26 protein-coding genes and 1 tRNA gene are annotated in these 25,407 nt (G+C 69.2%); 13 read left to right on the forward strand and 14 right to left on the reverse strand.

What is annotated here, in order from left to right:
• Window positions 1–29: 29 nt before the first annotated feature.
• Window positions 30–281: a hypothetical protein gene (locus ETD86_RS54735; RefSeq protein WP_170222811.1), complete on the reverse strand. Its 252-nt coding sequence runs from the start codon at window positions 279–281 to the stop codon at window positions 30–32.
• A gap of 79 nt (window positions 282–360) precedes the next feature.
• Between ETD86_RS54735 and ETD86_RS00785 the strand changes: the two genes are divergently transcribed.
• The 5 genes from ETD86_RS00785 (at window position 361) to ETD86_RS00805 (ending at window position 4,131) form a co-directional block, all read left to right on the forward strand.
• Entirely contained in the window at window positions 361–1,488 is a 1,128-nt protein-coding gene (locus ETD86_RS00785) for a winged helix DNA-binding domain-containing protein (protein WP_138664111.1), read from the forward strand.
• Window positions 1,489–1,587: 99 nt separating this feature from the next.
• Window positions 1,588–1,722 (forward strand): helix-turn-helix domain-containing protein, encoded by a 135-nt coding sequence (locus ETD86_RS00790; protein WP_211369737.1) that lies wholly within the window; start codon window positions 1,588–1,590, stop codon window positions 1,720–1,722.
• The gene (locus ETD86_RS00795; protein WP_138664112.1) at window positions 1,719–2,663 is read left to right on the forward strand and encodes a sugar kinase; all 945 of its coding nucleotides are present in this window, start codon (window positions 1,719–1,721) and stop codon (window positions 2,661–2,663) included. Before ETD86_RS00790 ends, ETD86_RS00795 begins: the two co-directional genes overlap by 4 nt.
• A gap of 85 nt (window positions 2,664–2,748) precedes the next feature.
• Window positions 2,749–3,804, forward strand: coding sequence for a hypothetical protein (locus ETD86_RS00800; protein ID WP_138664113.1), 1,056 nt, complete (start codon window positions 2,749–2,751; stop codon window positions 3,802–3,804).
• Between the two features lie 51 nt (window positions 3,805–3,855).
• Complete coding sequence (locus ETD86_RS00805) at window positions 3,856–4,131, forward strand: DUF1876 domain-containing protein (protein WP_138664114.1); 276 nt, start codon at window positions 3,856–3,858, stop codon at window positions 4,129–4,131.
• Between the two features lie 28 nt (window positions 4,132–4,159).
• On the opposite strand, the gene ETD86_RS00810 is transcribed toward ETD86_RS00805, so the two are convergent.
• Genes ETD86_RS00810 through ETD86_RS00830 form a run of 5 tightly spaced genes read right to left on the reverse strand, consistent with a single transcriptional unit; the run spans window position 4,160 to window position 10,643 of the window.
• Entirely contained in the window at window positions 4,160–5,146 is a 987-nt protein-coding gene (locus ETD86_RS00810; RefSeq protein WP_138664115.1) for a dihydrodipicolinate synthase family protein, read from the reverse strand.
• Window positions 5,143–6,132: an ABC transporter ATP-binding protein gene (locus tag ETD86_RS00815; RefSeq protein WP_246147474.1), complete on the reverse strand. Its 990-nt coding sequence runs from the start codon at window positions 6,130–6,132 to the stop codon at window positions 5,143–5,145. Before ETD86_RS00815 ends, ETD86_RS00810 begins: the two co-directional genes overlap by 4 nt.
• Window positions 6,125–8,083, reverse strand: coding sequence for a dipeptide/oligopeptide/nickel ABC transporter permease/ATP-binding protein (locus ETD86_RS00820; RefSeq protein ID WP_138664117.1), 1,959 nt, complete (start codon window positions 8,081–8,083; stop codon window positions 6,125–6,127). The genes ETD86_RS00815 and ETD86_RS00820 overlap by 8 nt, the downstream gene beginning before the upstream one ends.
• Window positions 8,080–9,039 carry an ABC transporter permease gene (locus tag ETD86_RS00825; RefSeq protein ID WP_138664118.1) on the reverse strand — a complete coding sequence of 320 codons (960 nt, stop codon included), beginning with the start codon at window positions 9,037–9,039 and terminating at the stop codon, window positions 8,080–8,082. The genes ETD86_RS00820 and ETD86_RS00825 overlap by 4 nt, the downstream gene beginning before the upstream one ends.
• On the reverse strand, window positions 9,036–10,643 hold the full coding sequence (locus ETD86_RS00830) for an ABC transporter substrate-binding protein (RefSeq protein ID WP_246147476.1): 1,608 nt from the start codon (window positions 10,641–10,643) through the stop codon (window positions 9,036–9,038). The genes ETD86_RS00825 and ETD86_RS00830 overlap by 4 nt, the downstream gene beginning before the upstream one ends.
• Window positions 10,644–10,783: 140 nt before the next feature.
• Here ETD86_RS00830 and ETD86_RS00835 point away from each other — a divergent pair, with 140 nt between their 5' ends.
• Window positions 10,784–11,494, forward strand: coding sequence for a FadR/GntR family transcriptional regulator (locus tag ETD86_RS00835; RefSeq protein WP_138664120.1), 711 nt, complete (start codon window positions 10,784–10,786; stop codon window positions 11,492–11,494).
• On the opposite strand, the gene ETD86_RS00840 is transcribed toward ETD86_RS00835, so the two are convergent.
• The gene (locus tag ETD86_RS00840) at window positions 11,491–12,072 is read right to left on the reverse strand and encodes an HD domain-containing protein (protein ID WP_138664121.1); all 582 of its coding nucleotides are present in this window, start codon (window positions 12,070–12,072) and stop codon (window positions 11,491–11,493) included. The genes ETD86_RS00835 and ETD86_RS00840 overlap by 4 nt on opposite strands.
• A gap of 29 nt (window positions 12,073–12,101) precedes the next feature.
• Between ETD86_RS00840 and ETD86_RS00845 the strand changes: the two genes are divergently transcribed.
• From ETD86_RS00845 to ETD86_RS00855, 3 genes are all read left to right on the forward strand, one after another.
• Window positions 12,102–12,959 (forward strand): DUF4429 domain-containing protein, encoded by an 858-nt coding sequence (locus ETD86_RS00845; RefSeq protein ID WP_138664122.1) that lies wholly within the window; start codon window positions 12,102–12,104, stop codon window positions 12,957–12,959.
• A 17-nt stretch (window positions 12,960–12,976) separates the two neighbouring features.
• The gene (locus ETD86_RS00850; RefSeq protein ID WP_138664123.1) at window positions 12,977–13,405 is read left to right on the forward strand and encodes a nucleoside deaminase; all 429 of its coding nucleotides are present in this window, start codon (window positions 12,977–12,979) and stop codon (window positions 13,403–13,405) included.
• A 174-nt stretch (window positions 13,406–13,579) separates the two neighbouring features.
• Window positions 13,580–14,107 carry a phospholipase gene (locus tag ETD86_RS00855; protein ID WP_138664124.1) on the forward strand — a complete coding sequence of 176 codons (528 nt, stop codon included), beginning with the start codon at window positions 13,580–13,582 and terminating at the stop codon, window positions 14,105–14,107.
• Window positions 14,108–14,151: 44 nt separating this feature from the next.
• On the opposite strand, the gene ETD86_RS00860 is transcribed toward ETD86_RS00855, so the two are convergent.
• The 6 genes from ETD86_RS00860 to ETD86_RS00885 all read right to left on the reverse strand — a co-directional run bounded on the left by ETD86_RS00860 (window position 14,152) and on the right by ETD86_RS00885 (window position 20,123).
• Window positions 14,152–14,901 carry a sugar isomerase domain-containing protein gene (locus ETD86_RS00860; RefSeq protein WP_138664125.1) on the reverse strand — a complete coding sequence of 250 codons (750 nt, stop codon included), beginning with the start codon at window positions 14,899–14,901 and terminating at the stop codon, window positions 14,152–14,154.
• Window positions 14,888–16,114, reverse strand: a complete 1,227-nt coding sequence (locus tag ETD86_RS00865) for a hypothetical protein (protein ID WP_138664126.1) — start codon at window positions 16,112–16,114, stop codon at window positions 14,888–14,890. The genes ETD86_RS00860 and ETD86_RS00865 overlap by 14 nt, the downstream gene beginning before the upstream one ends.
• Window positions 16,115–16,121: 7 nt before the next feature.
• Window positions 16,122–17,051: an N-acetylglucosamine kinase gene (locus ETD86_RS00870; RefSeq protein WP_170222812.1), complete on the reverse strand. Its 930-nt coding sequence runs from the start codon at window positions 17,049–17,051 to the stop codon at window positions 16,122–16,124.
• Complete coding sequence (locus ETD86_RS00875; protein WP_211369738.1) at window positions 17,048–17,893, reverse strand: carbohydrate ABC transporter permease; 846 nt, start codon at window positions 17,891–17,893, stop codon at window positions 17,048–17,050. The genes ETD86_RS00870 and ETD86_RS00875 overlap by 4 nt, the downstream gene beginning before the upstream one ends.
• Window positions 17,890–18,759 (reverse strand): carbohydrate ABC transporter permease, encoded by an 870-nt coding sequence (locus ETD86_RS00880; protein ID WP_246147478.1) that lies wholly within the window; start codon window positions 18,757–18,759, stop codon window positions 17,890–17,892. The genes ETD86_RS00875 and ETD86_RS00880 overlap by 4 nt, the downstream gene beginning before the upstream one ends.
• A gap of 74 nt (window positions 18,760–18,833) precedes the next feature.
• Window positions 18,834–20,123, reverse strand: a complete 1,290-nt coding sequence (locus tag ETD86_RS00885; RefSeq protein ID WP_138664129.1) for an ABC transporter substrate-binding protein — start codon at window positions 20,121–20,123, stop codon at window positions 18,834–18,836.
• A gap of 144 nt (window positions 20,124–20,267) precedes the next feature.
• Between ETD86_RS00885 and ETD86_RS00890 the strand changes: the two genes are divergently transcribed.
• The 4 genes from ETD86_RS00890 to ETD86_RS00905 all read left to right on the forward strand — a co-directional run bounded on the left by ETD86_RS00890 (window position 20,268) and on the right by ETD86_RS00905 (window position 25,232).
• Window positions 20,268–21,038, forward strand: coding sequence for a GntR family transcriptional regulator (locus ETD86_RS00890; RefSeq protein ID WP_138664130.1), 771 nt, complete (start codon window positions 20,268–20,270; stop codon window positions 21,036–21,038).
• 142 nt (window positions 21,039–21,180) lie between these two features.
• The gene (locus tag ETD86_RS00895) at window positions 21,181–22,218 is read left to right on the forward strand and encodes an endonuclease/exonuclease/phosphatase family protein (RefSeq protein ID WP_138664131.1); all 1,038 of its coding nucleotides are present in this window, start codon (window positions 21,181–21,183) and stop codon (window positions 22,216–22,218) included.
• 9 nt (window positions 22,219–22,227) lie between these two features.
• The gene (locus tag ETD86_RS00900) at window positions 22,228–24,033 is read left to right on the forward strand and encodes a metallophosphoesterase (protein ID WP_138664132.1); all 1,806 of its coding nucleotides are present in this window, start codon (window positions 22,228–22,230) and stop codon (window positions 24,031–24,033) included.
• 296 nt (window positions 24,034–24,329) lie between these two features.
• Window positions 24,330–25,232: an endonuclease/exonuclease/phosphatase family protein gene (locus ETD86_RS00905; RefSeq protein ID WP_211369739.1), complete on the forward strand. Its 903-nt coding sequence runs from the start codon at window positions 24,330–24,332 to the stop codon at window positions 25,230–25,232.
• A 61-nt stretch (window positions 25,233–25,293) separates the two neighbouring features.
• Here the strand turns inward: ETD86_RS00905 and ETD86_RS00910 are convergent.
• Window positions 25,294–25,367, reverse strand: a tRNA-Lys gene (locus tag ETD86_RS00910).
• Window positions 25,368–25,407 lie beyond the last annotated feature (40 nt).

Here is a 25,407-nt window from a genome sequence, read left to right on the forward strand (position 1 = left end):
CAGCACCGCCACCGTGTGCTCCTGCGGCGTCAGCCCCAAGCCTGGCGGTGTCCTGCGGGCGCAGCACCGCCCGCCCGCTCGCCGCCGGCTCCAGATCGCCCTGCTCCAGGTCCGGCAGCGCGGGGCAACGTGAGCTGGGCCGCTTCCAGCTGCTCGGCGGCGGCGAGGAGCGTGCGCCGGAGCACCACTGTGGGCTCGTCCGGCAGGTCGGTCCTGGTCAGCGGCGTGAGCGCGGCGATGGCCGCATGGCGTCCAACGTGGACGAACGCCCGCGGGACCACGAGCCGGCCACCGACCGCCGGCGGACATTGGGGGCTATTGCGGCCCGGGCCCGGCCGCAATAGCCCCTACCTTTGAGCCATGGATCCCCTCATCACCCGCAGGGCGCTCAACCGGGCCACGCTCGACCGTCAGCTCCTGCTGCGCCGCACCGGCATGACAGTGGTCGACGTCGTCGAGCATCTCGGCGGATTGCAGGCGCAGACCCCGCACACCTGGTACACGGGCCTGTGGAACCGCATCGCGGACTTCCAACCGGGCGACGCCGCCGACCTGCTGCTGTCGCGTGAGCTCGTCCGCATCGCACTGCAGCGCTCCACCATCCACCTCGTCAGCGCCCGCGACTGCCTGGCCATGCGCCCGCTGTTGCAGGCGGTCACCGAGCGCGGGACCCGGTCGACGTACGGGAAACGCCTGGCGGGGGTGGACCTCGACGAGCTGGCGGCCACCGGGCGGGCGCTGCTGGAGGAGCGGCCCATGACGTTCGCCGAGCTCGGGCGGGCGCTGGCCGAGCGGTGGCCGGACAACGACCCGCACGCGCTCGGCCAGGGAGTGCGGTGGCTGGTGCCGCTGGTGCAGGTGCCACCGCGCGGGCTGTGGGGCAAGAGCGGGCCGGTCGCGCACACGAGCGCGGAGTCCTGGCTGGGCTTCGAGGTGCCGCCGATGACGCCGGCCGAGCTGGTGCGGCGCTATCTGGCGGCGTTCGGTCCCGCGTCGGTGATGGACGCGCAGACGTGGTCGGGGCTTACCCGGCTGGGCGAGGTCGTGGAGTCGATGGACCTGGTGCGGTTCAGGGACGAGGCGGGCCGCACCCTGTACGACCTGCCGGACGCCCCACGACCTGGCGAGGACGTGCCGGCTCCGGTCCGGCTGATGTACGACTTCGACAACCTGTTCCTGTCCCACGCCGACCGGTCCAGGGTCATCACGGAGACGGGGATGGCCGCGATGCAGGGCTTCATGGGCACCAATGTGATGCCGCGGTCGATCCTGGTGGACGGCGTCAGCGCCGGGGACTGGACGGTCACCCGGGCGAAAGGCGTCTCGACGCTGACCATCCACCAGTGGGCGCCGATCTCCGTGCTGGACGAGGTCGAGCAGGAGGGGCTGCGGCTGCTGGAGTTCCTCGCCCCGAGCGACAAGCACGAAATTTCAGTCCTTGACCGCCCCTCCCAGCCTGACACCAGCCGCGGCACCGCCAGGACGTAGTTCTGCATGGCAAGACGCCATGTTGCGTGGCGGGTTCGCGAGGTATGTTGGCCCTCGTGCCCGAACGCAACCAGTCCAGCTCGCTCAGGCGCGCGGGCCGTGCTCGACCGGGTCCGTGAGCACTCGGGCCTGTCGCTCACCCAGCTCGCCGAGGCGGTCGAGCTGCCCAAGAGCACCGTGCTGCGGCCGGCCGCGCCGAGGAGTCGCAGAAAGCTGGGCAGGCCGAGCAGATGATCGATCTGGTGACGTTCGGTGAGACCATGGCGTTGTTCGCCGCCCGCCGCACCGGGCCGTTGCGCTTCGCCCGCGACTTCGACCTGGGCTTCGGCGGTGCCGAGTCCAACGTCGCGATCGGCGTGCGCCGGCTCGGGCACACCGCGGCCTGGCTCGGCAGATTGGGGGCCGACGAGTTCGGCGACCTGATCTGGTCGGCCCTCGCCGGGGAGGGCGTGGACGTGCGTGCCGTCCGCGACCCGGACGCGCCCACCGGGCTGATGATCAAGGGTAGGCGTACGGCCGACCTGATCGACGTGCGCTATTACCGCAAGGACAGCGCGGGCTCCCGGCTGACGGCCGCCGACCTCGATGCCGGCCTGATCAGGTCGGCCCGTGTGCTGCACGTCTCCGCGATCACACCCGCGTTGTCCGCCTCCGCGCGCGAGGCCGTACGCCACGCGATCACCGTCGCGCGGTCCGCGGGGGCGCTCGTCTCGCTCGACGTCAACTTCCGGCGGGCTCTGTGGACGCCTGAGGAGGCCGGGGCGTGGCTCAGGGAGGCGGTCGGCGAGGTGGACGTGTTGTTCGCGACCGAGGCCGAGGGGCGGCTGATCACGGACGCCGAGGGGCCGGTCGAGCTGGCCAAGGCGCTGGCGGCGCACGGTCCGCGGCACGTGCTCGTCAAGCTCGGCGCGGCGGGCGCCCTGGAGTGGTCCGACGGTGTCGTACGGCGGGCGGAGCCGTACCGGGTGACCGAGGTGGACGCGGTGGGCGCCGGGGACGCGTTCGCGGCCGGGTGGCTGGCGGACTGGCTGGCCGGGGCCGAGCCGGGGCAGCGGCTCAGCACGGCGTGCGCGGCGGGGGCGTTCGCGGTGACCTCGCAGGGTGACTGGGAGAGCCTGCCGCGGCGGGCCGACCTGGGCCTGCTGCGGCGGTCCGCCGACGGCGTACAGAGATGATCAGCAACCGGACCGCCCACCGCCCGTAACCGGCTTTACGCCCAAAGAGCGCCGCGCGTCACCCGGAATGTCATAACCTGCCGCAATGCTCGATCAACTTCTCGACGAACTCCTCCAGGCCGCGGACAACAGGGACTCCGCACGCTTCTTCGACGTCATGCCGCGGCTGTTCGCCGCGACCGAAGGCGCCGATCCGCAGACACTGTCCGCAGCGCTGGCGCGGCTCAACGGGCTCTTCGAGCGGGTCCCCTCCGGGATCGGCGCCCGCCTGGGCGTGTTGTGCGGCGCGCTGGCCGAGCGCGGCGCCGACCCGGCACCGGTGGTCGAGCCGCTGGTGAACGGGCTGAGCGACTGCCTGGAGCTGGCCGGCACGTTCGCCGCGGCATGGCGTACGGCGACGGGCGAGGAGCCGCCGGAGCCCGTGGACGACGACCACGACTGGACGTTGGCCACGGCGGAGCGGCTGACGAGCGCGGCGCTCAGCCGCGAGCAGGCGATCGTGCTCACCGGCGCGTGGACGCTCGCGGAGCTGTGGGCCATGCCCGTCATGTCGATCCTGCAGCTGTCGCCGCAGGTCAGGGCGGCGCTGCCGGGCCGTGAGCGGCTGATCGCGGCCCTGGGGTCGGTGCTCGACGAACGCGGCGACCTGGAGTTCCTCGCGGGGCTGCTCCGGGTGCTCGACGGCGAGCGGCTGATCGTGCTGCACCGCGAGAGCGGGCGCGGCTACGAGGTCGTGATCAGCGGGATCGGCGACAACTTCCAGTTGCACACGCTGCTGGCCGGCGCGCTGAGCGGCCCAGCCGCCGACGGGCTGCTCGAAGGGGTGCGGCCGGACCCGGCGTGGGTGCGGGCCGCCGCGGACGGGCCCGTGGAGCCGGGCGCCGAGCCGGTACGCGGCCAGTTCAACCTGGTGGACGCGAACGGCAAGTGGATCTGGAACGAGGGCCGCCCGGCCGACATCCCCCGCCGGGACGGCGTACGCGTCGTCGTGCTCGACCCGCCGCCGTACGCGCGGTCGTGGAGCCCCGGCCGGATGTACCCGATGATGCGGGGCGAGGTGCGCCTGCGGCGGATCCTGCCGGCGGAGGAGGCCGCGGCGTGGCTGACCAAGGTCGCGCCGGGTGGCGGTTTCGGCGGGTGACTTTACTCCCGCGTCGTTGGGTAGGAGGGTCGGAATTGGGAGGTGGTCGTCGTGGAGTACAAACAGTGGAACGTACAGATCTGGATCAGCGAGGACGACGCCGACGCCCTGACCACGGCCACGGTGGTGTTGTTCACGCCGGACGGCAAGCGGCACGAGAGCGTGGCGCATGCCCGGCGTAACCCGGTCGACCGGCCCGTACCCGGGATCGGGGACGAGCTGGCCGTCGGGCGGGCGCTGTCCGAGCTGGCCTCGAAGCTGATCGAGGACGGCGCGAAGGACGTCGCCCAGATGGCCGGCACGGCCGGACGGGCCGGCACGCCCTGATCCGCAAGCCCCGCCGGGGCCGCCTGCGCTAGAGCAGCCCGGCCCCGGCCATGAGCTTGCCGACCTGGCCGATCTCGTCGTCGTTCAGCGGGATCTGCGGGAGCGCGGTGATCGGGCAGTCGATGATGCCGCGCAGGTGCAGTGCGGCCTTGAACGCCCCGAGGCCCGACGAGCTGCCACCCATGCGCGTGCCACCGACCCGGACGATCTCGAACAGCCGGACCAGGCGCTCCTGCTCCGCCCTGGCCGCCTGCCAGTCGCCGCGCGAGGCGTGACGGTAGAGCTCGACGTAGCCGTGCGGGTCCACGTTCCCCAGCCCCGGCACGACGCCGTCGGCGCCCATCCACAGCGCCGAGTCGACGGTCACCTCGGACCCGGTGAGCACGCTGAACGACGACTCGCGCCTCATGATGACCTGACGCAGGCCGCCGTCGTCACCGCTGGAGTCCTTGACCCCGGCCAGCGCCCCTTCGGCGGCCAGTTCGAGCAGCAGATCGGCGCTCAGTTTGATGTGCACGGAGACCGGCAGGTCGTAGGCGTAGACCGGCAGGCCGGTGCGGGCGGCGATCGTACGGAAGTGCGTGCGGATCTCCTCCGGGTGGGTGCGCGTGTAGAACGGCGCGGTGGCCACCAGCCCGGACACCCCCGCCTCGACCGCGACCCGCGCGTGGTCGAGCACCCGCGGCGTCGTCATGTCGATCACCCCGGCCAGCACCGGCACCTGCCCGGCCACGTGCCCGACCACGGTGTCCAGCACCACCCGCCGCTGAGCGTCCGTCAGGTACGCCACCTCCGACGACGAGCCGAGCACGAACAGCGCGTCCACCCCGCCCACCAGCAGATGGTCGACCAGCCGCGTGAGCGAGGCGGCGTCCACCTGGTAGTCGGGGGTCATGGGGGTGCATACCGGAGGGATGACACCTGACAGCGTCGCGGACTCGGCGACACCTGACAGCGTCGCGGACTCGGCGACACCTGACAGCGTCGCGGACTCGGCGACAATGGGACTCGTCATACACGCTCCTGGATCAGCTCTACATCGGTCGCTCCCGCCGCCACCGGATGGTGGCAGTGGAAGAGGTGGTCGTCGTCTGTCCGCGCGGCGGGCATCTCCGCGGCACAGGGGTCATCTGCCCGCCAGCACCGCGTGCGGAACGGGCACCCGCTCGGCGGCCTCGTCGCCGACGGCACCGCGCCGACGAGCGGGATCGGGTTGATGGGCGAGATCAGCCCGGGGGTCGCGGAGAACAGCGCCCGCGTGTACGGATGCCGGGCCCCCAGCGGCACGGCCTGTGCCGGGGCCTGCTCGACGATCCTGCCGAGGTACATGGTGACCACGCGGTCGCTCATCCTGCGCACGGTCTGGATGTCGTGCGAGACGAACACCAGCGCGAGCCCGAGCCGTTCCTTCAGGTCGAGCAGCAGGTTGAGGATCTGCGCCCGGACCGACACGTCGAGCGCGCTGGTGGGCTCGTCGGCGATGAGCAGGTCGGGTTCGAGCGCGAGCGCCCTGGCCACGGCCACCCGCTGGCGCTGCCCGCCGGACAGCTGCCCCGGCAGCGCGTCGGCGGCGCTCCTGGGCAGGCCGACGAGTTCGAGCAGCTCGCGGACGCGGGCATCGCGCTCGGCCGGGGTGCCGCGCCCGTGCACGTTGAGCGGGTCACGCAGCACCTGCCTGACGGGCAGGCGCCGGTTGAGCGCGGTGGACGGGTCCTGGAAGACCATGCCGACGCTGGAGCCGATCAGCGCCCGCCGCTGGGACTCCTTCAAGGCCCACAGATCCTGGCCGCGGAAGACGACGGTCCCCGCGGTCGGCCGCTGCAGTCCCACCAGGACCTTGGCGAGGGTGGACTTGCCGCACCCGGACTCGCCGACGACGCCGACGGTCTCGCCCGGGTTGACCGTGAGGTTCGCGGCGGTCAGCGCGTAGACGCGGTCGCGCGCGAACAGCCCGCCCGAGCGGGCCTTGTGCACGACGTGCACGTCGGTCAGCTCAAGCACGCTGCTCACTCCTCACGAGGGTCACGGCCGGGTGGTGGCAGGCCACCACGTGGGTGGCGTCCCCTTCCAGCACCGGAGTCTCGGTACGGCACACGTCGGTGGCCATCGGGCACCGGTCGGCGAAGCGGCACCCGGCCGGGAAGTCGGCCGGGGCCGGCACCACGCCGCGGATCTGCGTGAGCCGCTCGGCGCCCGACTCCAGCGACAGGACCGAGCCGAGCAGGCCGCGGGCGTAATGGTGGGCGGGCGCGCCGACCAGGGTCGCGGTGGCGCCGGCCTCGACGATCTGGCCGCCGTACATGACGACCACGCGGTCGGTGACGTCGGCGACCAGCGCGAGGTCGTGCGAGACGAGGATCAGCGCGAACCCGAGCTCCTCGCGCAGCCGCAGCAGCAGCTCGATGACCTGGGCTTGGACGGTCACGTCGAGCGCGGTCGTGGGCTCGTCGGCGACGATCAGCTTGGGTTCGCGCGACAGCGCCATGGCGATGAGCACCCGCTGCCGCTGACCGCCCGACAGCTCGTGCGGGTAGGACGGCAGCGTGCGGCGGGCGTCGAGGCCGACGAGCTCCAGCAGCTCGGCCGGGCTGCGCCGGCCGCCGCGCCGGGTGAGCTGCTTGAGCTGGGCCTTGATGGTCATGGCCGGGTTCAGCGAGGACAGCGCGTCCTGGTAGATCATCGCCATCTCGTGGCCGAGCAGGTGGCGGCGTGCCCGGCGCGGCAGCGCGAGCAGCTCCTGCTGGTCGAAGCGCACGTGGCCGCTGACGCGGGCGTCGCGGGGCTGCAGGCCCATGATGGTGAGCGCGGTCAGCGACTTGCCGCAGCCGGACTCTCCGACCAGGCCGAGCACCTCGCCCGGCCGCACCTCGAAGCCGATGCCGTCCACGATGTCTACTGTCGCCGAGTCCGCGACGCTGTCCCCACCTCTGGAGAAACCAATGCGCAGCCGCTCCACGGCCAGGATCGGCGGGCCCTGCGGGAGCGGGCGGGCACGTTCGGCCAGCCGTCGCGCGGCCTCGGCCAGGCCGGGCAGCTCGACGACCTCGCCGGAGCCCGGTGTGGCCTGCTCGAACGCGTCGTCCTTCCTGACGACGGCCTTGGTCGCGGCGGGCGCCGCCCAGGCGTCGGAGATGCCTTCGGACAGGATGTTCAGCGCCAGCACGGTGATGAGGATCAGCAGGCCGGGGAAGACCGTGGCCCACCAGCCGCCGAGCAGGACCAGATTCTTGCCGTCGGCGATGACGCTGCCCCAGGACGGGTTCGGGGGGCGTACACCGGCGCCGATGAACGACAGCGACGCCTCGAACACGATCGCGTCGGCCACCATCACCGTGCAGAACACCAGTACCGGGGCCGCGCAGTTGATCGCGACGTGCCTGATGAGGATGTGCGGGGTGCGGGCGCCGATGATGCGCTCGGCCGCCACGTAGTCCTCGCCGTACTGGGCCAGCACGTTGGCCCGCACGACCCGGGCCACGGACGGCATGTAGAGGAAGGCCATGGCCATGACCAGCACCGGGATGCTGCCGCCGAACACCGCCACCAGCACGGCGGCCAGCGCGATGCCGGGGAAGGCCATGACCACGTCGAGCAGACGCATGATGGTCTCGTCGACCGCGCGGCGCGAGGTGGCCGCGACCGCGCCGACGATCGCCCCGGCGACCAGGGCGAGCCCGGTCGCGCCGAGGCCGATGAGCAGCGACCAGCGGGCCCCGTACAGGAGCCTGGACAGGATGTCGCGGTTGGCGCTGTCGAGGCCCATCCAGTGCTCGGCGGAGGGGCCGCCGCCGGCGGCCTCCTGGAAGTACGGCGAGTGCGGCGCGATCCAGGGCGCGAGCAGCGCGGCCAGCACGACGACGGCGATGATGCCGACCGCGACCCAGGACAGGGGCTTCAGCCGGCGGAACCGCATGCCAGGGCGGGAGAGCCGCTCCGTCAGTCCACGTCTCATGCGGCGCTCCTGAGCCGGGGGTTGACCAGCAGGTAGAGGAGGTCGACGACCAGGTTGACGACCATGAAGCCGACCGCGATGGTCAGCACCACGCCCTGGACGACGGCCGGGTCGCCGTCGCGCACCGCGTTGATCATGAGCTGGCCCATGCCGGGCAGGCCGTAGATCGTCTCGATCACCACGGTGCCGCCGATCAGGTAGCCGATGCGCAGGCCGAGCACGGTGAGCGGATTGATCAGGGCGTTACGCAGCACGTTCCGGCCGACGACCACGATGGGCGGCAGCCCGCTGCCGATCGCGGTGCGTACGTAGTCGCGGTCCAGCTCCTCGACCATGGAGGTGCGGATGATACGGATGAGCTGGGCCGCGATCGGCAGCGACAACGACAGAGCGGGCAGCGTCATCGACTGCAACCAGCCGGTGACGGAGTCGGCCGGGTTGATGTAGCCGCCGGTGGGGAACAGGCCCTCGCCGACCGCCAGCCACTGGATCATGAGCAGCGCCAGCCAGAAAGCCGGGGCCGCCACCCCGATCAGCGACACCATGCGGATGATCTGGTCCGGCCAGCGGTCGCGGAACAACGCGGCGGTCACGCCGAACACCAGTGACAACACCACCGCCACGGCCAGGCCGAGGAACGTCAGCTGCAGCGTGAGCGGCAGCGCGGTGGTCACGGACTCCAGCACCGGTTTCTTGGTCAGCACGCTCGTCCCCATGTCGCCCTGCGCCAGGTCCGCGACGAAGCGGACATAACGCAACGGCAGCGGGTCGAGCAGGCCGTTCTCCAGCTGGAACTGGTGGATCTGCTCGGGGGTCGGGTTCGCGCCCTGGAAGTAGGCGTACTCCGGCTTGCTGTTGGAGAAGCGCATCACGATGAACACGAACGCGACCACCCCGAGCATCACGGGGATCAGGATGAGGAGCCGCCGCAGCAGCATCCGGGCGACGAGCGTCATGTCCTCTTGGCCTGCAGCAGGTTGATGCCGGGGTACGGCTGGGCGCGGATGCCGGACAACTTCTTCGGGTCCCAGGCGGTCATCAGCTCGTTGTGGACGACCGGGTAGAGGATGGCCTGCTCAGCCACGAAGTCCAGATATTTGTGGATCAGCTCGGTCCTCTTGGCCTTGTCCGTCTCCTTGCCGGCGTCGTCCATCATCGTGAACAACTTCTTGGCGTCATCGGTGCCGTCCCAGTGGCTGTACTTCATCCACAGGCCGCCGGGCACGTAGTTGTAGTGCAGGATCAGGTCGGCGTCCATGCCGAACTGGTTGGGGTTCGAGGCCGCCGCGACCACCTGGTAGTCCTGGAACTGGTCCATCTTGGTGAACAACGCGGCCGTGTCCTGCGGCTCCAGCGTGGTCTTGATGCCGATGGCCTCCCAGGAGGAGGCGATGGTCGGCAGGCAGTCGGCGATCCAGCTGACGTTGACGGCCATGAGGTTGATCGTCAGGTTGCTGACGCCGGCCTCCTTGAGCAGCGCCTTGGCCTTCTCCGGGTCGTAGTCGTAGACGACCGAGGCCCGCTTGTGGTCCGGGTGACCCTCGTTGAGGAACGAGCTGGAGGCGGTGCCGTGGCCCTTGAGCGCCACGTCGATCATCTTCTGCTTGTCGATCGCGTAGTGCAGGGCCTGGCGCACCCGTACGTCGTCGAACGGCTTCGCGCCCGTGTTGAACATCAGGAACATGTGGTTCATGCCCTTGCCGCCCTCGACGGTCAGGCTCTGCTGCTTGAGCTGCTCGACGTTGGCGTACGGGATGTTGTCGGCGATCTGGGACTCGGCCGAGCCGCCGGAGATCTTGGCGACGCGGGCCGCGGCGTCCACGATCGTCAGCCAGTTCATCTTCTTGACCGTCGCCGGGCGCGGGCCGTTGTAGCCGTCGAACGCCTCGAACGAGGTGTTGGACTTGGGGTTGTGCTGGACCAGCTTGTACGGCCCCGACCCCACCGCCTTGCCGCTCTTGGCCTGGTCCCACGCCCCCGCCTGGCCGAACACGTGCTTCGGCATGATCTTCGCGATCGTCAGCCGTGGCGCGGCGTCCGGGAACGGGAACTTGAAGACCAGCTCGACGTTCTTGTCGTCGACCTTCTTCACCTCCTGCAGCCAGGACTTGAAGAAGTTGCCGACCAGCACGTTCGCCTCGGGGTCGAGCACGCGCTCGAAGGTGAAGACCACGTCGTCGGCTGTGACCGGCTTCCCGTCGTGCCACTTGGCGCCGTCCCGCAGGGTGAACGTCCAGGTGGTGGCGTTGAGGTCGGACGGCAGCGCGGTGGCCAGCGCCGGGTAGGGCTCGCGGGTGATCGGGTCGGTGTCGAGGAGTCCCTCGTAGATGTGGTTGATCCCGGCCATCGCGAACGCCGACGCGGTCTGCGTGGGGTCCCAGCTCTGGTCGTTGCCGTACCCGATGACGGCGGTGATCAGATCTTTGTTGGTTCCGGCGCCTACCGAGCCGGTCGAGGCCGGGCCGCCGGAACAGGCGGAGAGGGTGGCCGCGATGAACGCCGCCGCACCCGTCGCCCCGCTGAAACGCAGGAAGTCACGGCGGCTGAACTCAGAGCTCACGGATGCCTCCTGAATGCCTCGAATGTAGAACGTGGGACATCCCATGTCCTATGTTGTGCGTAACGTGGACGCTAAATGCTGCACGCGCTTGAGGTCAACAGAAGATTTCAGGATTGTTACCTACGACGAAAGGATCCTTCATGACCGCTGTCCCGCGTCCGGCCCGGCCCAGCCGAGCCGTCGAGGCCCAAGAGGGCGTCAAGGACCTGATCGTCCGGCGCGGGCTGCTGGCCGGGGACCCCTTGCCGACGGAGTCCGAGCTCATGGAGCAACTCCAGGTGAGCCGCAACTCGATCAGGGAGGCGCTCAAGGCGCTGCAGGCCGTCGGCATCGTCGAGATCCGCCACGGCTTCGGCATGTTCGTGGGCCGCATGTCGCTGGCCGGGCTGGTGGACGAGCTGGCCTTCCACAGCCGCATCACGCTGCAGAACGGCAAGAACCACCTCGCCCACCTCGTCGAGATCCGCGAGATCCTGGAGCGCGGCCTCGTCCAGCGCCTCATCGACCTGGGCTCCGGGACCGACCTGACGCCGGTGGCCGACGTCATCGCCCGGATGGACGCCGAGGCGGAGCAGGGCCTGGTCTCGCCCGAGACCGACCGCCTCTTCCACGACCTGCTCTACCGGCCGCTCGGCAACCCACTCGTGAGCCAGCTGCTGGGGGCGTTCTGGGACGTCTACTACCAGCTGCGCGACCACCTGGGCACGCCGGACGAGCCGCCGGGGGACGTGGCCAGGCGGCATCGCGACATTTACACCGCCGTCCTGGCGGGCGACGGCCCGGCCGCGGCCGCCGCCGTGACCGCCCACTTCGACGGCGTACGCAACCGGCTGGCCCGGCTGACGGGCTAGGCCGGCCAGCGCTCCACACGACGCCAGAGCCGGCGCCACTCGGCGTACCACTCTGCGAACCACGGGTGGGCTCCGGCCAGCGGCATGATGTACGCGACGGTCTCGAGGTAGTAGCGCCGCTGGAACCGCCACGACATCCGCTGCAACTGCTGCACGTTGCTCGCCCGGTCGGCCAGCTTCACGAGCACGGCCTGCGGCGGGGCCTTGACGAGCGAGCCGAGGTAGTCCGCCTTCGCCGCGCCGCGCGGCTTGCTCGCCCAGCGCACGAGCTCCGCCACCCGGCCCCCGAACCGCCGCGCGATCTCCCGCTCGGTGCACGGCGTGTCCTCCAGCACGTCGTGGAGCACGATCGCCACCAGCACGTCCCGGTCGTGGATCCCGGCGCCGGCCACCGCCACCTCCAGCGCCTCGAGCAAGTGCTCCACGTACGGCCGCCCGGTCGGCCGCTGCTGCGCCCCGTGCCACCGCCCGGCGAACGCGACCGCCTCCCGCAACGTGTCCACGGTGGTCGCCGGGAGCGCCCTGGCGAGCGGGACCTCCGCGTGCGTCCAGGACGGCCAGCTCGTGAAGATCTCCATCACGATCCTCTCTGTCTTAGGGTGAGAATATGGCCGAGATCGCCGTCCCTGACGGCTCCTGGACGTTCAACGGCGAAATCCTGCGCGTCGTGCCAGGCAGCGACAAGGACGTCCATGATCTGCGCAGGACGCTGGGCGAGGTGGTGGTCCCGCGCGACGCGATCGCGGGGGTGGCGTTCGAGCCGGCCCGCAAGGGCGGGCACCTGCGTTTACGGTTGCGCAAGGGCGCCGATCCGCTGTCGGACGTGGTGGCGGGGGCGCTGACGTCGCCTGCGGACCCGTACCGGCTGTCGATCCCGAAGACCCGCGCGGGCGCGGCCGAATACTTCGCCGACGAGGTCCGCGACACGTTGGTCGTCTACCAGACCCCGACCGGCCCCTGCGAGGACTACCTGCTGCCAGGGCCCGACGTGCCCATCTCCGCCACCGCCGGCGACGGCACGGCCATCTTCGACGGCGAGCGGGTGCGGCTGGAGTGGACCGGATTCGCCAGCACGGAGAAGGAGAAGGCGGGGCCGCAGGAGTACCCGCTGTCGGATGTGTCCGGCGTGGAGTGGAAGCCGCAGTCCGGCATGGGCTACGGCACGCTCCGCTTCCGGATCAAGGGCGAGGGCCCGGCCCAGCAGCCGCAGAAGGACCTGCGGTGCGTGTCGTGGGGGATCCAGCGCTTCGGCGGCGCGACCGCCCTGGTGGCCGCTGCCGTGCTCGCCCGCATCCCGCGCGACGTGCCCGAGCTCCCGCCGCCTCCGCCGGGCGCCGACGACGTGCACGACGCGGTCCTGCGCCGCCTGGCCGAGCTGGGCGAGCTGCACCGCTCGGGCGTGCTGACGGACGAGGAGTTCGCCCTCGCCAAACAGGCCGTGATCCGCCGCCTGCAACAATCCTGATCGACGAAGGAGCACCTGTGACCCTGGACGAGGAGAATCTCCTGCGCCGCGCCATCGAGCTGGCGGCGGACGCCCGCGCGGGCGGCAACCCGCCGTTCGGCTCGCTGCTGGCGAGCCCGGACGGCACGATCCTGGCCGAGGAGCGCAACACCTCGCTGACCGACCGCGACATCACCGCGCATCCGGAGCTCAAGCTCGCCCGCTGGGCCGCCCGCGAGCTCGACGCGGCCGCCGCGGCCGCCACCACCATGTACACGAGCTGCCAGCCCTGCGGCATGTGCGCGGGCGCGATCGCCCGCTCGGGCCTGGGCCGCGTCGTCTACGCGCTGTCAGGCGAGCAGCTCGACGGCCTCAAGCCGCCCGGCAGCGCCTTCGCCGACCCTCCGTCCGAGGGTCCGGCCCTGTACGCGGAGGCTCGCGTTCCCGTCGAGGGCTACTATCGCTGAGCCAGGCACTATCCACGCCATTGACTCTTTGTAAAGAGCGACCTTCGGCGAAGCCCGGCGAAAAATTGAGCACAATCTGCTTCTGCATTTCCGCGCTTTTCGCTTCATCGTGAGGGCGGCAGGCGAACCTTGCCATGACACGCACCGGCTCCGAGCAGCAAGCAGGTACTCCTCATGGTCAGAACGGTCAGACGCGCCCTCGTCATGCTCGCCCTCTCCCTGGGCACCGTACTCGGACTCGCTTTACCCGCCCAAGCGGTCACGCTGGAGCAGAAGCTCGCCGCCTTGTCCGCCTTCTCCCAGCCCACCGCCACCGGCGCCGGCGCATGGCTCTCGGCCTGGCAGAACCAAGGGGCCTGGGCCGACTACGCCTTCGACTGGTCCACCGACCTGTGCTCCAGCAGCCCCGACCAGCCGCTCGGCTTCGATTTCCGCACGCCCTGCCGGCGGCACGATTTCGGTTACCGCAATTACAAGTCCGTCAACCAATTCCCGGCGAACAAGTCACGAATTGACGACGCGTTCTACTTCGACATGAAACAGGTCTGCGCCCGGTACTCAGGGGTGTCCAAATCCACGTGCGACGGGCTCGCCTGGACGTACTATCAGGCGGTCAAGCAGTTCGGCAGCCTGGTCGTGACCGAGGAGCAGATCCAGGAGGTCGAGCAGCAGGCGGAGCTGAAGGCCGCCGAGGGCGCCTGAAGAACGAAGGCGGGGATGCCCTCGTATCCCCGCCTTCGCCACCATCAAGGTTCCACGGGGCGCACGCGCTTGCCGTACCGCTCCCAGAGAGCCGCATTGTGGTCGTCACCAGCGGCGAGATTCGCCGACACGAACACCGGCACGCCGGCTCCCCGGTCCATCAGGCGACGGCACACGAGTTCGGTGAGCACTTGGGCGATGAGCACGCCGGTCAGCGAGGAAACCGCACCGATGCGGATCTCCGGTGTGAGCTCTACGCAGGCGTCCCCGATGGGGGCGCAGTTGTCGATGACCACGTCAGCGAGGTCGGCCAGGTGAGGTCCGGCGGTGTGCCGCGCGGACGGCGAGCGGGTGTGGGCGAGGGAGGTGATGGCGACCACGCGGTGCCCCCGCCCGCGTGCCAGTTGCGCCATCTCGACGATGGCCGCGTTGATGCCGGAGTTCGACACGATCAGGAAGGGGTCGATCGCGTCGGGCCGCGCGAGCTCGTAGATCCGCTCGGCGAGGCCGGGAACCCGTTCGTACGTAGGGTCCAGGATCTCCCCGGGGTCCACTCCGCCGAACATCACCAGGTCTTTGACGCTCAGCATGCCCGCGGACGCGAGCCCGCCGGCACGTCCGGTGAGTTCGAGAGCCACGATCCTCGAGTGTCCGGTGGCGAACGACTGGAGGACACCGCCTGCGGCCAGCGAATCGGCCACCAGAGCGGCCGCCTCCCGTATGGCGGGCATCTGCGTGCCCAGCACCCGGCTCATCAGGGCCGTGGCGTGGGCCGCGAACTCAGACTCGGCCATCTCTGCTCCTCCGGTTCATGATTTGCCCGGCCGCGTCGATCGCGGCCGCCACGACGAGTTCGCCGCTCCCCTCGGCGACCGGGCTGACCAAGGTCTCGTAGCTCGTGGGGGTGTCACGGCTCGGGAGGTATCCGAGATAGCCGTTGGCGTAGCCGATGACGACGACGTCGATGCCGGGCGCGGCTGCCGCGGCACGTACCTTCTCTCCCAATTCCAAGAACAGCTCGCCGGGCACGGCCACCAGCGTGACCGCGTCCAGGCCGACCGCCTGCACCTCGATCTCGTAGGGATCGGAGTGATCACCAGCCATCATGTCGCGTGCGATCCGTCGCCCCTGTTCGAGGACGCTCTGGCCGCGCTCGTCGGTGACACCGACGTCATCGGGGACCACCGCCTCTTCCGGCCGTTTCGCCGCGAGCCGGACACGTGTGGACACCGCCGGAACCACCGACGCGTTCCGCGGTGCGTCCGCAGGCTGGACCGTGGGGTGGAGGCGAGTGGCCACGAGTGTGCCGAGCCGGTCGATCTCGTGTTGATCGCGTCCCCGCCGGGTGTGCCTGGTGCTGATGTCGCCGGCAGCTCCGGTGGCCACCACCACCCAGCACGCGTCTGTGCGGAGCGCGCGCCTGATGCCTCCGCTGAGGTCGGCGCTGGCGTGGTGGTTGTCGGCCGGGAGGACCGTGGGATGCACGGGAGAAACCACGACCGCGCCGGCCACCCGGCCCGCCGAGCTGACCACGATCACGTCCACCGGTATGTCGATCGCCCGCCACTCCGGGAGGTGCCGGCGGCTGGCAAGATCTGGAACCTGTACGCGCTCCGTGTGGACCGTGGCGTCGCCTTCGCCCTTGAGCGCGGCGGCGGCGGCCCGCAGCGCCGCTGACACGACGCGCTCGGCGAGTTCCGGAGGTGTCGGGGCACCGCCAGGACTGCAGCCCGCCTCCGGGCCGGCATGCGTATGGGTCGCCGCGACCCAGCAGGAGTCGACGCCCAGCTCGCGCACGGCGGCACGGACGCGCTCCACGACGTCGCCGTTCACACACACCAGGTCCGCCACGATGAGGGCGAACCTGCGCTCCCCGTCCGCGAAGGTGACGGCATGGATCTCGAGAGCGTCGAGGACGCCGGACAGCCCGTGAAGCCGGTCGGCGTATCCCCCCATCGCCTCCCCGGCGACAATCTCAAGGTGATCGATGCCGTGTCCCACTCTCATGTCCACCTCAGGTTTCGATACGCAGCCGTGACAACACAGATCGGTAGGGCTCCTCCTGCCGGAAGAGCACCGGCCCGCCTTCCAACGGGCCGGCCAGCGGCGGCACCAGCTCCAACCCACGATCGGCGAGTGTGGCGGCCAGCCTCTTGTGCAGGATTCCGCCCGGTTCGAGCAGCCGGCCGCTCCACGAGACCCGGCTGCCCACCTCCGGCAGCCGTGCGGCCGCCGTCGCCGCGGACGCGGCGAGATGGTCCGCGGCCTCATGGCAAATCGTGCCGGCCACTTCGTCGCCATCGGCTGCCTCCACGACAGCGCGGGCGAATCCCGCGATGCGCGCGACCAGCTCGGCGTCCCGGTAGAACGCCTGCAGGCTCGCCAGGTCCGTTCCGCCGAGTTCGCGCGTCAACCGGTGGGCGAGCTGCGTGGCGGGACCGGTGCCGTCATGTGCCGCTGTCGCCGCTCGCATCCCCGCGAGACCGATGGCGTAGGCGCTGCCGCGGTCACCGAGAGCAGGGCCCCAGCCGTCGACTTTGACTTCTCGGCCGGATTCGCCGATGCCCAGAACTGTGGTGCCGGTGCCCGCGCAGATCACCGTGCCTACTCCGGCGAGCGCACCGGCGTGAGCCAGCAGACCGTCTTCCACCACCAGCGCCGGACAACGGAAGAACTTCTCCAGACGCCGTGCGAGCAGGCGTCGGTGAGCCGGGTCACCAGGCACCGCGGTGAGCCCCGCGATCACCGCATCAGGGGCCACGGGATGTGCCAGCCTGAACGACGCGATCTGGACGCTGTCGAGGATGCGCGTGATGCCGTCCTCGTGCGGGTGGTACGTCAGGCCGGGGCCAACGGCGTACTCACGGCGCTCCCCGTCGATCGCCAGCAGGCGCAGCTCGGATTTGCCCCCGTCAATGCAGACGAAGGTCTGGTGTGGTCTCACCGGGACATCCCTGCCGTCAATCCGGAGATGATCTGTCTCGTGGCGAACGCGAAGATCAGGGCGAGCGGCACGAGTGCGATCACCAGCCCGGCGAAGAGCGCTGCGCGATCGGTGGCGAACTCGCCGAAGAAGCGGGTCAGCCCCACCGGGATGGTGTACCTGTCGCTGCTTCTCAGCAGGACGAGCGGATAGAAGAAGTCGTTCCACGTGGGCGCGAACTGGAACACCGTGACCACGGCCAGCGCGGGCCGCATGAGCGGTAGCGCGACTGACACGAACAACCGTCCTTCACCGGCGCCGTCCAGGCGGGCGGCCTCCTCCAGCTCGGTCGGCAGGCCGCGCATGAACCCCATGATCACGAAGATCGAGAAGGGCACGCCGCTCGCCGCGTAGAGGAGGATCAGGCCAAGCCGGGTATCGATCAGTCCCATGGACTGGAACATGTAGAACACCGGCAGCAACCCGAGTTTGGCCGGGATCATCAACCCGGACAGAAAGAACGCCGCCAGAAGGGCACGACCAGGGAATCGCCAGCGGGACAAGGCATAGGCGGCCGTCGCCGACACCGCCACGCACAACGCGACCGCGCCCACGGTGACCAGGATCGAATTGGTGAAGTAGGTCGAGACCGAGGCGGTTTCCCAGGCACGGAGATAGTTGCCCAGATCGAGCGAGTCCGGCAGGCCCACGGGCCGCTGAAGGATATCGGCGTTGGAGCGGAACGACCCGAGCGCCACCAGGACGAGCGGTCCGAAGGCGATCGCAGCGTAGATCCACAACATGAGCTGGGCGGCGAGCCCCGGCAGTCGCCGCCGGCGCACCTGTGCCACCGGCCCGGTCACAGGGTCACCTCGCGGCGGCGCAGGAACCGTTCCAGGACGACGGAGACCCCGAAGACACACGCGAAGATCATCATGGCGAGTGCGGAGGATTCGCCGATCGCGTTCGTGCCGCCCTCGAAGGCTGTGCGGTAGTAGAGCAGGCCCAGCACGTCCATCGCGCCTCCCGGACCTCCGTCCGATCCGCCCAGAGCGTAGACCAGATCGAAGATGTTGAAGCACCCGATGAACGTCAGCACAGTGATGACCCCCACCGCCGGCATGAGCAGTGGGAAGCGCACGCTCCAGAAGGTCCGGAAGGCGGAGGCTCCGTCCATCGCCGCCGCTTCCTCCAGTTCGCGGGGAATGCCACCCAGCGCGGCGAGGAAGATCAACATTGGACCTCCGACCCACTGCCACGCGTTGACGAGGATGAGCACAGGCAGCGCGGTGTCCGGTTCACCCAGCCACGGTCGCGCCCACGACTCCAGCCCGACTGTACGCAGGATGAAGTTGACCGGGCCGAACGCCGGGCTCAGCAACAGCGACCAGATGTAACCGACGATCAGTGGGCTGATCAGGTAGGGGAGCGAGAAGACCGTTTGGAAGAACCGCTTGCCGCGGGGGTTGCGATACAGCAGGACAGCGAGCCCGAGGCCGATGGTGTTCTGGATGGCCATGGTGCCCACGAAAAAGAGCACGTTGTGCCACAGCGCGGTGGGGATCTCCTCGCTCAGCGGATAGCGGGTCAGCACTTCGCCATAGTTGCCCAGGCCCACGAACTCCGCCTGGCGAATACCCTCCCACCGGAAGAGGCCGTAGTAGAAGGCGGTCACGAGGGGGACGACGACGAAGAGCCCGTAGAGTGCGAGGGCCGGCAGGCAGAACACCGCTATCCAGCGCCAGGAAACACGATTGGCGCGATAACGTCCTCGTTCGCGTCCCGGCCACCGCACGCCTGGCTTCACTGCGTCGGCTTGAACCATTGGTCAACACCCTGCTGGACGTGCTTGGCCGCCTCCTGGGCGGTGGAGCGGCCGAGGACGAATTTCGACAGCGATTCCGAAGCCAGGTCCCAGGCGGTCGGCGTGCCTCCGGAGAAGTAGGCATAGGTGACGTACGGGCTGGGGTCGGCCGTGTACGCGGTCAGCGCCTGCGCGAGGAGAGGGTCCGCTGGCGCGACATCGGGCACTGCGGAGATCTGCCGCAGTTCCTTGGAGAAGGCCTGCCCGAACTCCGCGGAAGCCATCCAGCGGATCAGGTCGAGAGCCGCCGCCTTGTCAGGCGTTTTGGCCGAGGCACCGAACGAACCGTCGACGAAGCCGGGCACGAGGGTCTTGGTGACCGCGGCGCCGGGTGCCGCTGGGACGTTGAAGATGCCCAGTTGCAGATGGGGATCGGCCTTCGCGAAGGCCGCGAGCTCCCAGATCCCGCCCGGGAACATCGCCGCCTTTCCCGAGGTGAACAGGGCCTGGGCGTCGGTGTAGCTCGTGCCCGCGAACTGGGGACCCCAGTACTTGCTGGTGCCCTTCCACGTCGTCAGCGAGTCCACCCAGGGGCGATCGGTGAACTTCGCCTCGCCGGCCAGCATGCGCTTGAGGTAGTCCTGTCCGCCGTAGGTGGTGGCACCGAAGATCTCCTGCTGGATCGGGAGCATCCAGGTGTCCGTCACCGTCGCCGCGAGCGGGATGACATCGGCGGCCGCGAGCTTGTCGAAGGCCGCCGTCATCTCCTGCCAGGTCGCGGGCGGGGCTATGCCGTGCTTGTCGAAAAGGGTCTTGTTGTAGATGACGTGCAGTGTCTGGATGGCGAAGGGCACACCGTACACGCGCTTGTCGCTCACACCGCGCGCGCCGTCCAGGACCGTCTCGGGGAATGCGCTCAGTTCCTTGACCTCGCCGTCGAGCGGCACAAGGCTGCCCGCGGCGACAAGCGGCTGCAACAGACCGTAGGAGCGCAGTTGCGCCACGTCGGGGCCGTTGGCGTCGGCGAGCCCTGTGCGCAGGATGGTGTCGTACTCCGTGGACTTGTACGGAACGTACTTCACCTTCACGCCTGGGTGGGCGTCCTCGTAGATCTTGAAGATCTTCTCGTAAGCGGCCACGTCCTCCTGACGCCAACCCCACACGTCAAGGGTGATCTCCTGCGCGGCTCCGCTGGGGGCCCCACTCTCGGGCGCGCTCGGCGCGCAGGCCGTGAGACCGATGGTCAGCAGGCCGAGCGCGGCCACAACGTTGCGACGAGTGCGAAACATTCGGCCCTCCCTGGATCGGTTGATCGCACCATGGCGCGGACGCTAATACTGGTATAGACCGAATGTCAATGCCTGATCGTGGACGCCCTCAGACGAAACTGCTCATAGGATGAGGCGTCCGACCCGACAGATGAGGAGCCCGCGGTGCCAAGGCCGCGACACGAACCCAAGAATGTCGCGCCCGAAGTCTTCACTGCGAACGACGGGCGGCCGAAGGGCCAGCGCATCAAAGACGTCCTTACGGCGCTGGTGCTGGAGTCCCGCGACGGCGAGCTCCTGCCGTCCGAACGTGTGCTGGCCGAACGCTTCGGAGCGGCCAGAATGACCGTGCGCAACGCCATGGTCGAACTGGAGTCCCAGGGCCTGGTGCGCCGAGTGGCGGGCCGCGGCACGTTCGTCCAGCATCCGACGCTCGTCCACTCGGAGATCTTCCGCTCGTTCAGCGAGGACATGCGCATGCGCGGCATGGTGCCAGGCGCGAAGAGCTACCGGAGCCGCACCCGGCCGGCGCCACGTGACGTCGCCACCCGCCTCGGCGTCGCGCCCGGCGACCCTGTCCACTCGATCGAACGGGTGCGCACCGCGGACGGCATCGCCATGGCTCTGGAGCGGACGAACCTTTCGGCAACCCGCTTCCCTGCCCTGCTGGCCGAGATGGGCCGGGACGACTCCCTGTACGAGGTGCTGGGCAAGGTGTTCGGCGTCCGCTTGGAGACCGCCGAGCAGACCGTCTCGATCGCCCGGCTCAGCCCCGCACAGGCCAAGCACCTCGAGGTGCCGGCGTACGATCCCGCCTTCCTCGTGGAGCGCACGGCCGTGGACACCATGGGCAACGTCGTGGAATTCGGCCGGTCACTCTACCGGGGCGACCGTTATGCCATCCAGATGCACGTCAGCCGGTCTGCCGGCCGCTGACCCGGCCCTCCCGAACCACCGCAAAAGGCGCGCGGTTCCCACACACCCCTCTTGCCACGCCTTCCGCTGCGGTGTTACGTTCCGGCGAAAATACCGGTCTAGACAGGAATGCCGGTCATCGTCTTCACCCTGGAGGGTGGTCATGAGACGTCCCATCGCTGCGGCTGCCACGGCTGTCGCCCTGCTCCTGACGACGCCCCTCGCTGCCGACGCGAGCGTCACACCGTCAGCCCCGCAGAGCGACCGGAAGATCCGGATGCTCGACTTCAACTTCGCCGGCAACGGCTTCAACAAGGGCAGCACCGGCGCACCGGTCGACGACACGGTGGCGAAGATCTCCGAACAGAACGCCGAGATCATCGGCCTCAACGAGATGTGTTACACACAGTGGGTCGCCTTAAGGGACCGGCTGAAGGCCAAGCCGGGCTACGAGGGGCTCTCCGAACAGGTCGTCGTGACCAACTACAAGATCCCCAACTGCTACGACCCGGTCGTGAACCCAGATGGCTGGTACGTCATGGGTCTGCTGAGCAAGTATCCCTCCCAGCGGGTGATGTTCGGCGACACCCCCTACCTGGACCTCGGCTACCACTACCGCGAGAGGTACCGCAAACTCGTCTGCGGCGACGTCGGCGTGCCGAACGCCGCCGTCATCCGCGCCTGCGTCACGCACACCGAGGTGCCGCTGGTCATCATCAATGAGACGAGCTTCCCCAACAATCCCGACATCACCAAAGACCCCTTCTACGGGCGGTCCATCAACTACGCCCAGGCGAAGCTGATCGCGGACACCATCACCCCGATGACCAGGCGGATGCCGGTCGCTCTGCTCGGAGACCTGAACGAACTGCCCTTCCTGCCCTCACTCGATCTCTTCTACGCCAAGTGCGACGGCCGGGGCGTCTTCGACGAGGTCGACGGCGAGGACCCGCGCTGGCACGGCAACATCCGGCGGTGGGTCCTCGGGATCGAGGACTGCCCGCATCGCCAAGGCGAGTGGACCATGGGCGCCGACGGCCTCCCTGACGATTACAACCGCCCGTACCAGAGCAACCGGAAGATCGATTTCATCTTCGTCGACCACCGTCACTTCAAGGTCGACGCCCAGTCCGGCTGGGTCATCTCGACCCCGTACTCCGACCATCGCATCGTCGTCGGCGAAGTGAAACTGCGGCACTGAGGAGCATCGATGCGCAAGAGGAAAACGGCGTACGCGGCCGTGGCGCTGATCACGGGCCTGCTGCCCATCGGCGTCCTCGGTTCACCCGCGGCGGCGGCGCAGCCACAGTCGGAGTTCCGCATCCTTCCCTACCTGCAGAGCCCGAGCTCCTCAGGAGTCACGCTCACGTGGTTCACCGAGGACGGCCGGCCGGGGCGGCTGACCGTTCTCGGGCCGGGCATCGGTCGCCCGAGGACCTACGAGGTCGCCGGGGATCTGCGGCCTGAGCTGGCCTACACCGACCGCGAGCTCGCGCAGGAGATCCCGGGCCTGGACAAGGGATCGTGGCTGCGAGGGCAGGAGAACCACAAGCACACCATCAGGATCGATGATCTGCGGCCGGGCAGCCGCTACCACTACACCGTGGAGCAGGGCGGAGTACCACACCGCGGAACCTTCCGGACCGCGCCGGCGAAGAACCACTGGAAGCACATCAGACTCATCGCGATGTCCGATTCCGAGACCGAGCCCCTTGGCCGCCTGCAACGGCGCGAGTGGGCGCCGGGCGCGCTGGCGACCGGGAGCACGGGGCGTCCGTCCGCCGCCCCGGGATCGCTCTGGGATCGCACCTATGGCACCACGACCCTGCTGAGCTCCCCTGTGCTGCGATATCCGCTCACGGAGGACGAGGGACTGCGCGTCAACCTGGCGACGGTGGAAGAACGCGCGCCGGACGCGGTGCTCTTCACCGGCGATCTCGTCCAGGGCGGCGGATACCAGCCCGGTTGGGATGAGTTCTTCCGCCACACCGCAGGCGCGAGCGGCAGCCTGCTGACCAACATTCCGATCTTGCCAGCCTTCGGAAACTGGGAGAGCTTCGGTGCGCTCAACGGCGGGTACGGCACGCCTCAGGACCGCACCCCGGTCGTACGATCCCGCGCGAAGTATCACGCCTATTTCGACGCCCCCGACAACGGCACGCCCGAGCACCGTGACAACTACTACCGCGTCGACTACGGACCGGTCACGGTGCTCACGCTGGACAGCAACAACGGCGAGCCCGACGACAGAGCGGCCGCCTATCCGCCCTCGGTGAAACTGACCGGCCGGCAGTACACCGGCCCGGGAACCGACACCCAGGAGAACTTCACCCGCGCCGAGTACGAGGCGGCCGGTGGACGTGACCTGTCCGCCTTCAACCCCGGCAGCCGGCAGTGGACCTGGGCGGAGGAGCAGCTGCGCGCCGCCCGTGCCGCGGGCCAGATCGTTCTCGTGCAGTTCCATCATGCGCCCTACAGCAGCGGAGAGCACGGCCTGCCCATGAACCACGCGCTCACCTCCGGCCAGGGGGGCACGCCGATGCGGATCTACCACGATCTGTTCGAGCGGTACGGCGTGGCGGCGGTCCTCTCCGGTCACAGCGAGATGTTCGAGCGGAGCTTCGTCGACGCCGACGGGGACGGCGTCGGAGTGCACTACTACGACGTCGGCGTCTCCGGCGACGGTCTGCGCGGGGTTCGTCGCGACGGGTCGACGCTGGACAGCCCACCCCTGAACTACAACGGCTTCAGCCAGTGGACGGCGGACCAGAGTGAGCCCGAGATGTGGGAGAACGCCGGGGGCACACCACAGCTGACCTCGGGTGGCAAGCACTACGGCCACCTGGAGATCGACATCGACCGGGGCAAGCGCGGCCAGGCGCAGCTGACGCTCACACCTGTGCACATCTTCCCCGTGCTGGACGCCGACCTGCGCGTCGTCCGGACGGAACGGCGGACCTACAGCGACCGCACGGTGATCGGCGTCGCCGCCGACGGTACTCCCGACAAGCAGTGAGGATCATGGATCGAGCCCGCGCCCGGCACGGGACGATCTCGGCATACTGGGCGGGCGAGTGGGGTCGCGTCCCCACTCGCCCCATGGCTCGAGGAAGGCGTCAGTAACCACCTCCCCTTGCGAGGACTTCGTCGGCGAGTGCGGCGGGGGCGGGGTGTCCGACTGCTAGGGCGGACCGCGACAACTCTTTCCAAAGGAGCACCATGGTTCCCTTCAGGCACTTAGGAAGATCGTTTCTCATTACGCTCTGCGCGGCGGTGATCGCGCTGTCACCGGGCGCATCGGCATCGGCCGAGGTGACAGCGACCTTCGACGTCTGGCACTGGAACGTCGCCGGCAACAAGATGCATCACGGTTCGACGACCAACGGGATGGTCGCCAGGGCCGTGGCCTCGATTCTCGAAGACGACCGGGATCTGGTGGCCTTCAACGAGCTCTGCTGGGGGCAGTACAAGGCGATCCAGAGCGCACTCGGGTCGGCGGGCTGGCCCGACGACTCGACCAACTACTCGCGGTTCGCCACGATCCTCGGGCCCACCTCCGGCGTGTGCAACGGCTCCGAAGACTTCGGCAACGCCATCTTCAGCAAACAACCACTGGGCCCCGCAAGCCGGTTCACCCTCCCGCCGGACGGGACCCGCGAGCAGCGGAATCTCCTGTGCGCCGGACTGCTGACCACACCGGGTGCGCGGTTCTGCACCACACACATCACCACGAGCAACGTCATCGCCGACAACGGCCAGAAACACAACGTGAACCAACTGAACTTCGTACTGGATCAGATGGAGGCCTACCGCGCGGCCGGGGAGACCGTCATCATCGCGGGGGACTTCAACGCGCAGCCCGACTATGGCCGGCTCAACAACTGGTACTCCAGCTCCCTGAGCACAGCGCACAACGGCAACAACACCGGGCACTACAGAGAGCTGGACGACAACGATCCCGCCCAATGCCTCGGATACGGCGAGTGGACCGCGACAGGAACACCGGGCGACGCGCCACCGTGTGCCAACGCCGAACCGCACGCGAAAATCGATCTGATCTTCGTCAGGGACGACCGGATCGCTGGACCTTATTACGGTGACTCTCGGCCCATCCCCACCGCCTGCACGGGCATCCCGGCGACGCCCGCGTACCCGGCAGGTTCCTGCTCTGACCACCGGATGATGACCGGCACGGTGCCGGTCCTGATCGGTTGATCTTCACGGACTCTCAACAAAGAAACCCCAGCTCGCGTAACCGAGCTGGGGTTTCATGAAGTGCGCCGCCAGGGACTCGAACCCCGGACCCGCTGATTAAGAGTCAGCTGCTCTGACCAACTGAGCTAGCGGCGCAACAGGTGTAACTGTATCAGCCGCCGGACGGTGCCCAGTA

This window comes from Nonomuraea turkmeniaca (assembly GCF_005889735.1).
Taxonomy (GTDB): Bacteria; Actinomycetota; Actinomycetes; order Streptosporangiales; family Streptosporangiaceae; genus Nonomuraea; species Nonomuraea turkmeniaca.

Coding starts and splice junctions, on each gene's coding strand:
- ETD86_RS00785 (WP_138664111.1), top strand. CDS start 361: ATGGATCCCCTCATCACCCGCAGGGCGCTCAACCGGGCCACGCTCGAC.
- ETD86_RS00795 (WP_138664112.1), top strand. CDS start 1,719: ATGATCGATCTGGTGACGTTCGGTGAGACCATGGCGTTGTTCGCCGCC.
- ETD86_RS00800 (WP_138664113.1), top strand. CDS start 2,749: ATGCTCGATCAACTTCTCGACGAACTCCTCCAGGCCGCGGACAACAGG.
- ETD86_RS00810 (WP_138664115.1), bottom strand. CDS start 5,146: ATGACGAGTCCCATTGTCGCCGAGTCCGCGACGCTGTCAGGTGTCGCC.
- ETD86_RS00820 (WP_138664117.1), bottom strand. CDS start 8,083: ATGAGACGTGGACTGACGGAGCGGCTCTCCCGCCCTGGCATGCGGTTC.
- ETD86_RS00825 (WP_138664118.1), bottom strand. CDS start 9,039: ATGACGCTCGTCGCCCGGATGCTGCTGCGGCGGCTCCTCATCCTGATC.
- ETD86_RS00835 (WP_138664120.1), top strand. CDS start 10,784: ATGACCGCTGTCCCGCGTCCGGCCCGGCCCAGCCGAGCCGTCGAGGCC.
- ETD86_RS00840 (WP_138664121.1), bottom strand. CDS start 12,072: ATGGAGATCTTCACGAGCTGGCCGTCCTGGACGCACGCGGAGGTCCCG.
- ETD86_RS00845 (WP_138664122.1), top strand. CDS start 12,102: ATGGCCGAGATCGCCGTCCCTGACGGCTCCTGGACGTTCAACGGCGAA.
- ETD86_RS00855 (WP_138664124.1), top strand. CDS start 13,580: ATGGTCAGAACGGTCAGACGCGCCCTCGTCATGCTCGCCCTCTCCCTG.
- ETD86_RS00860 (WP_138664125.1), bottom strand. CDS start 14,901: ATGGCCGAGTCTGAGTTCGCGGCCCACGCCACGGCCCTGATGAGCCGG.
- ETD86_RS00865 (WP_138664126.1), bottom strand. CDS start 16,114: ATGAGAGTGGGACACGGCATCGATCACCTTGAGATTGTCGCCGGGGAG.
- ETD86_RS00885 (WP_138664129.1), bottom strand. CDS start 20,123: ATGTTTCGCACTCGTCGCAACGTTGTGGCCGCGCTCGGCCTGCTGACC.
- ETD86_RS00895 (WP_138664131.1), top strand. CDS start 21,181: ATGAGACGTCCCATCGCTGCGGCTGCCACGGCTGTCGCCCTGCTCCTG.
- ETD86_RS00900 (WP_138664132.1), top strand. CDS start 22,228: ATGCGCAAGAGGAAAACGGCGTACGCGGCCGTGGCGCTGATCACGGGC.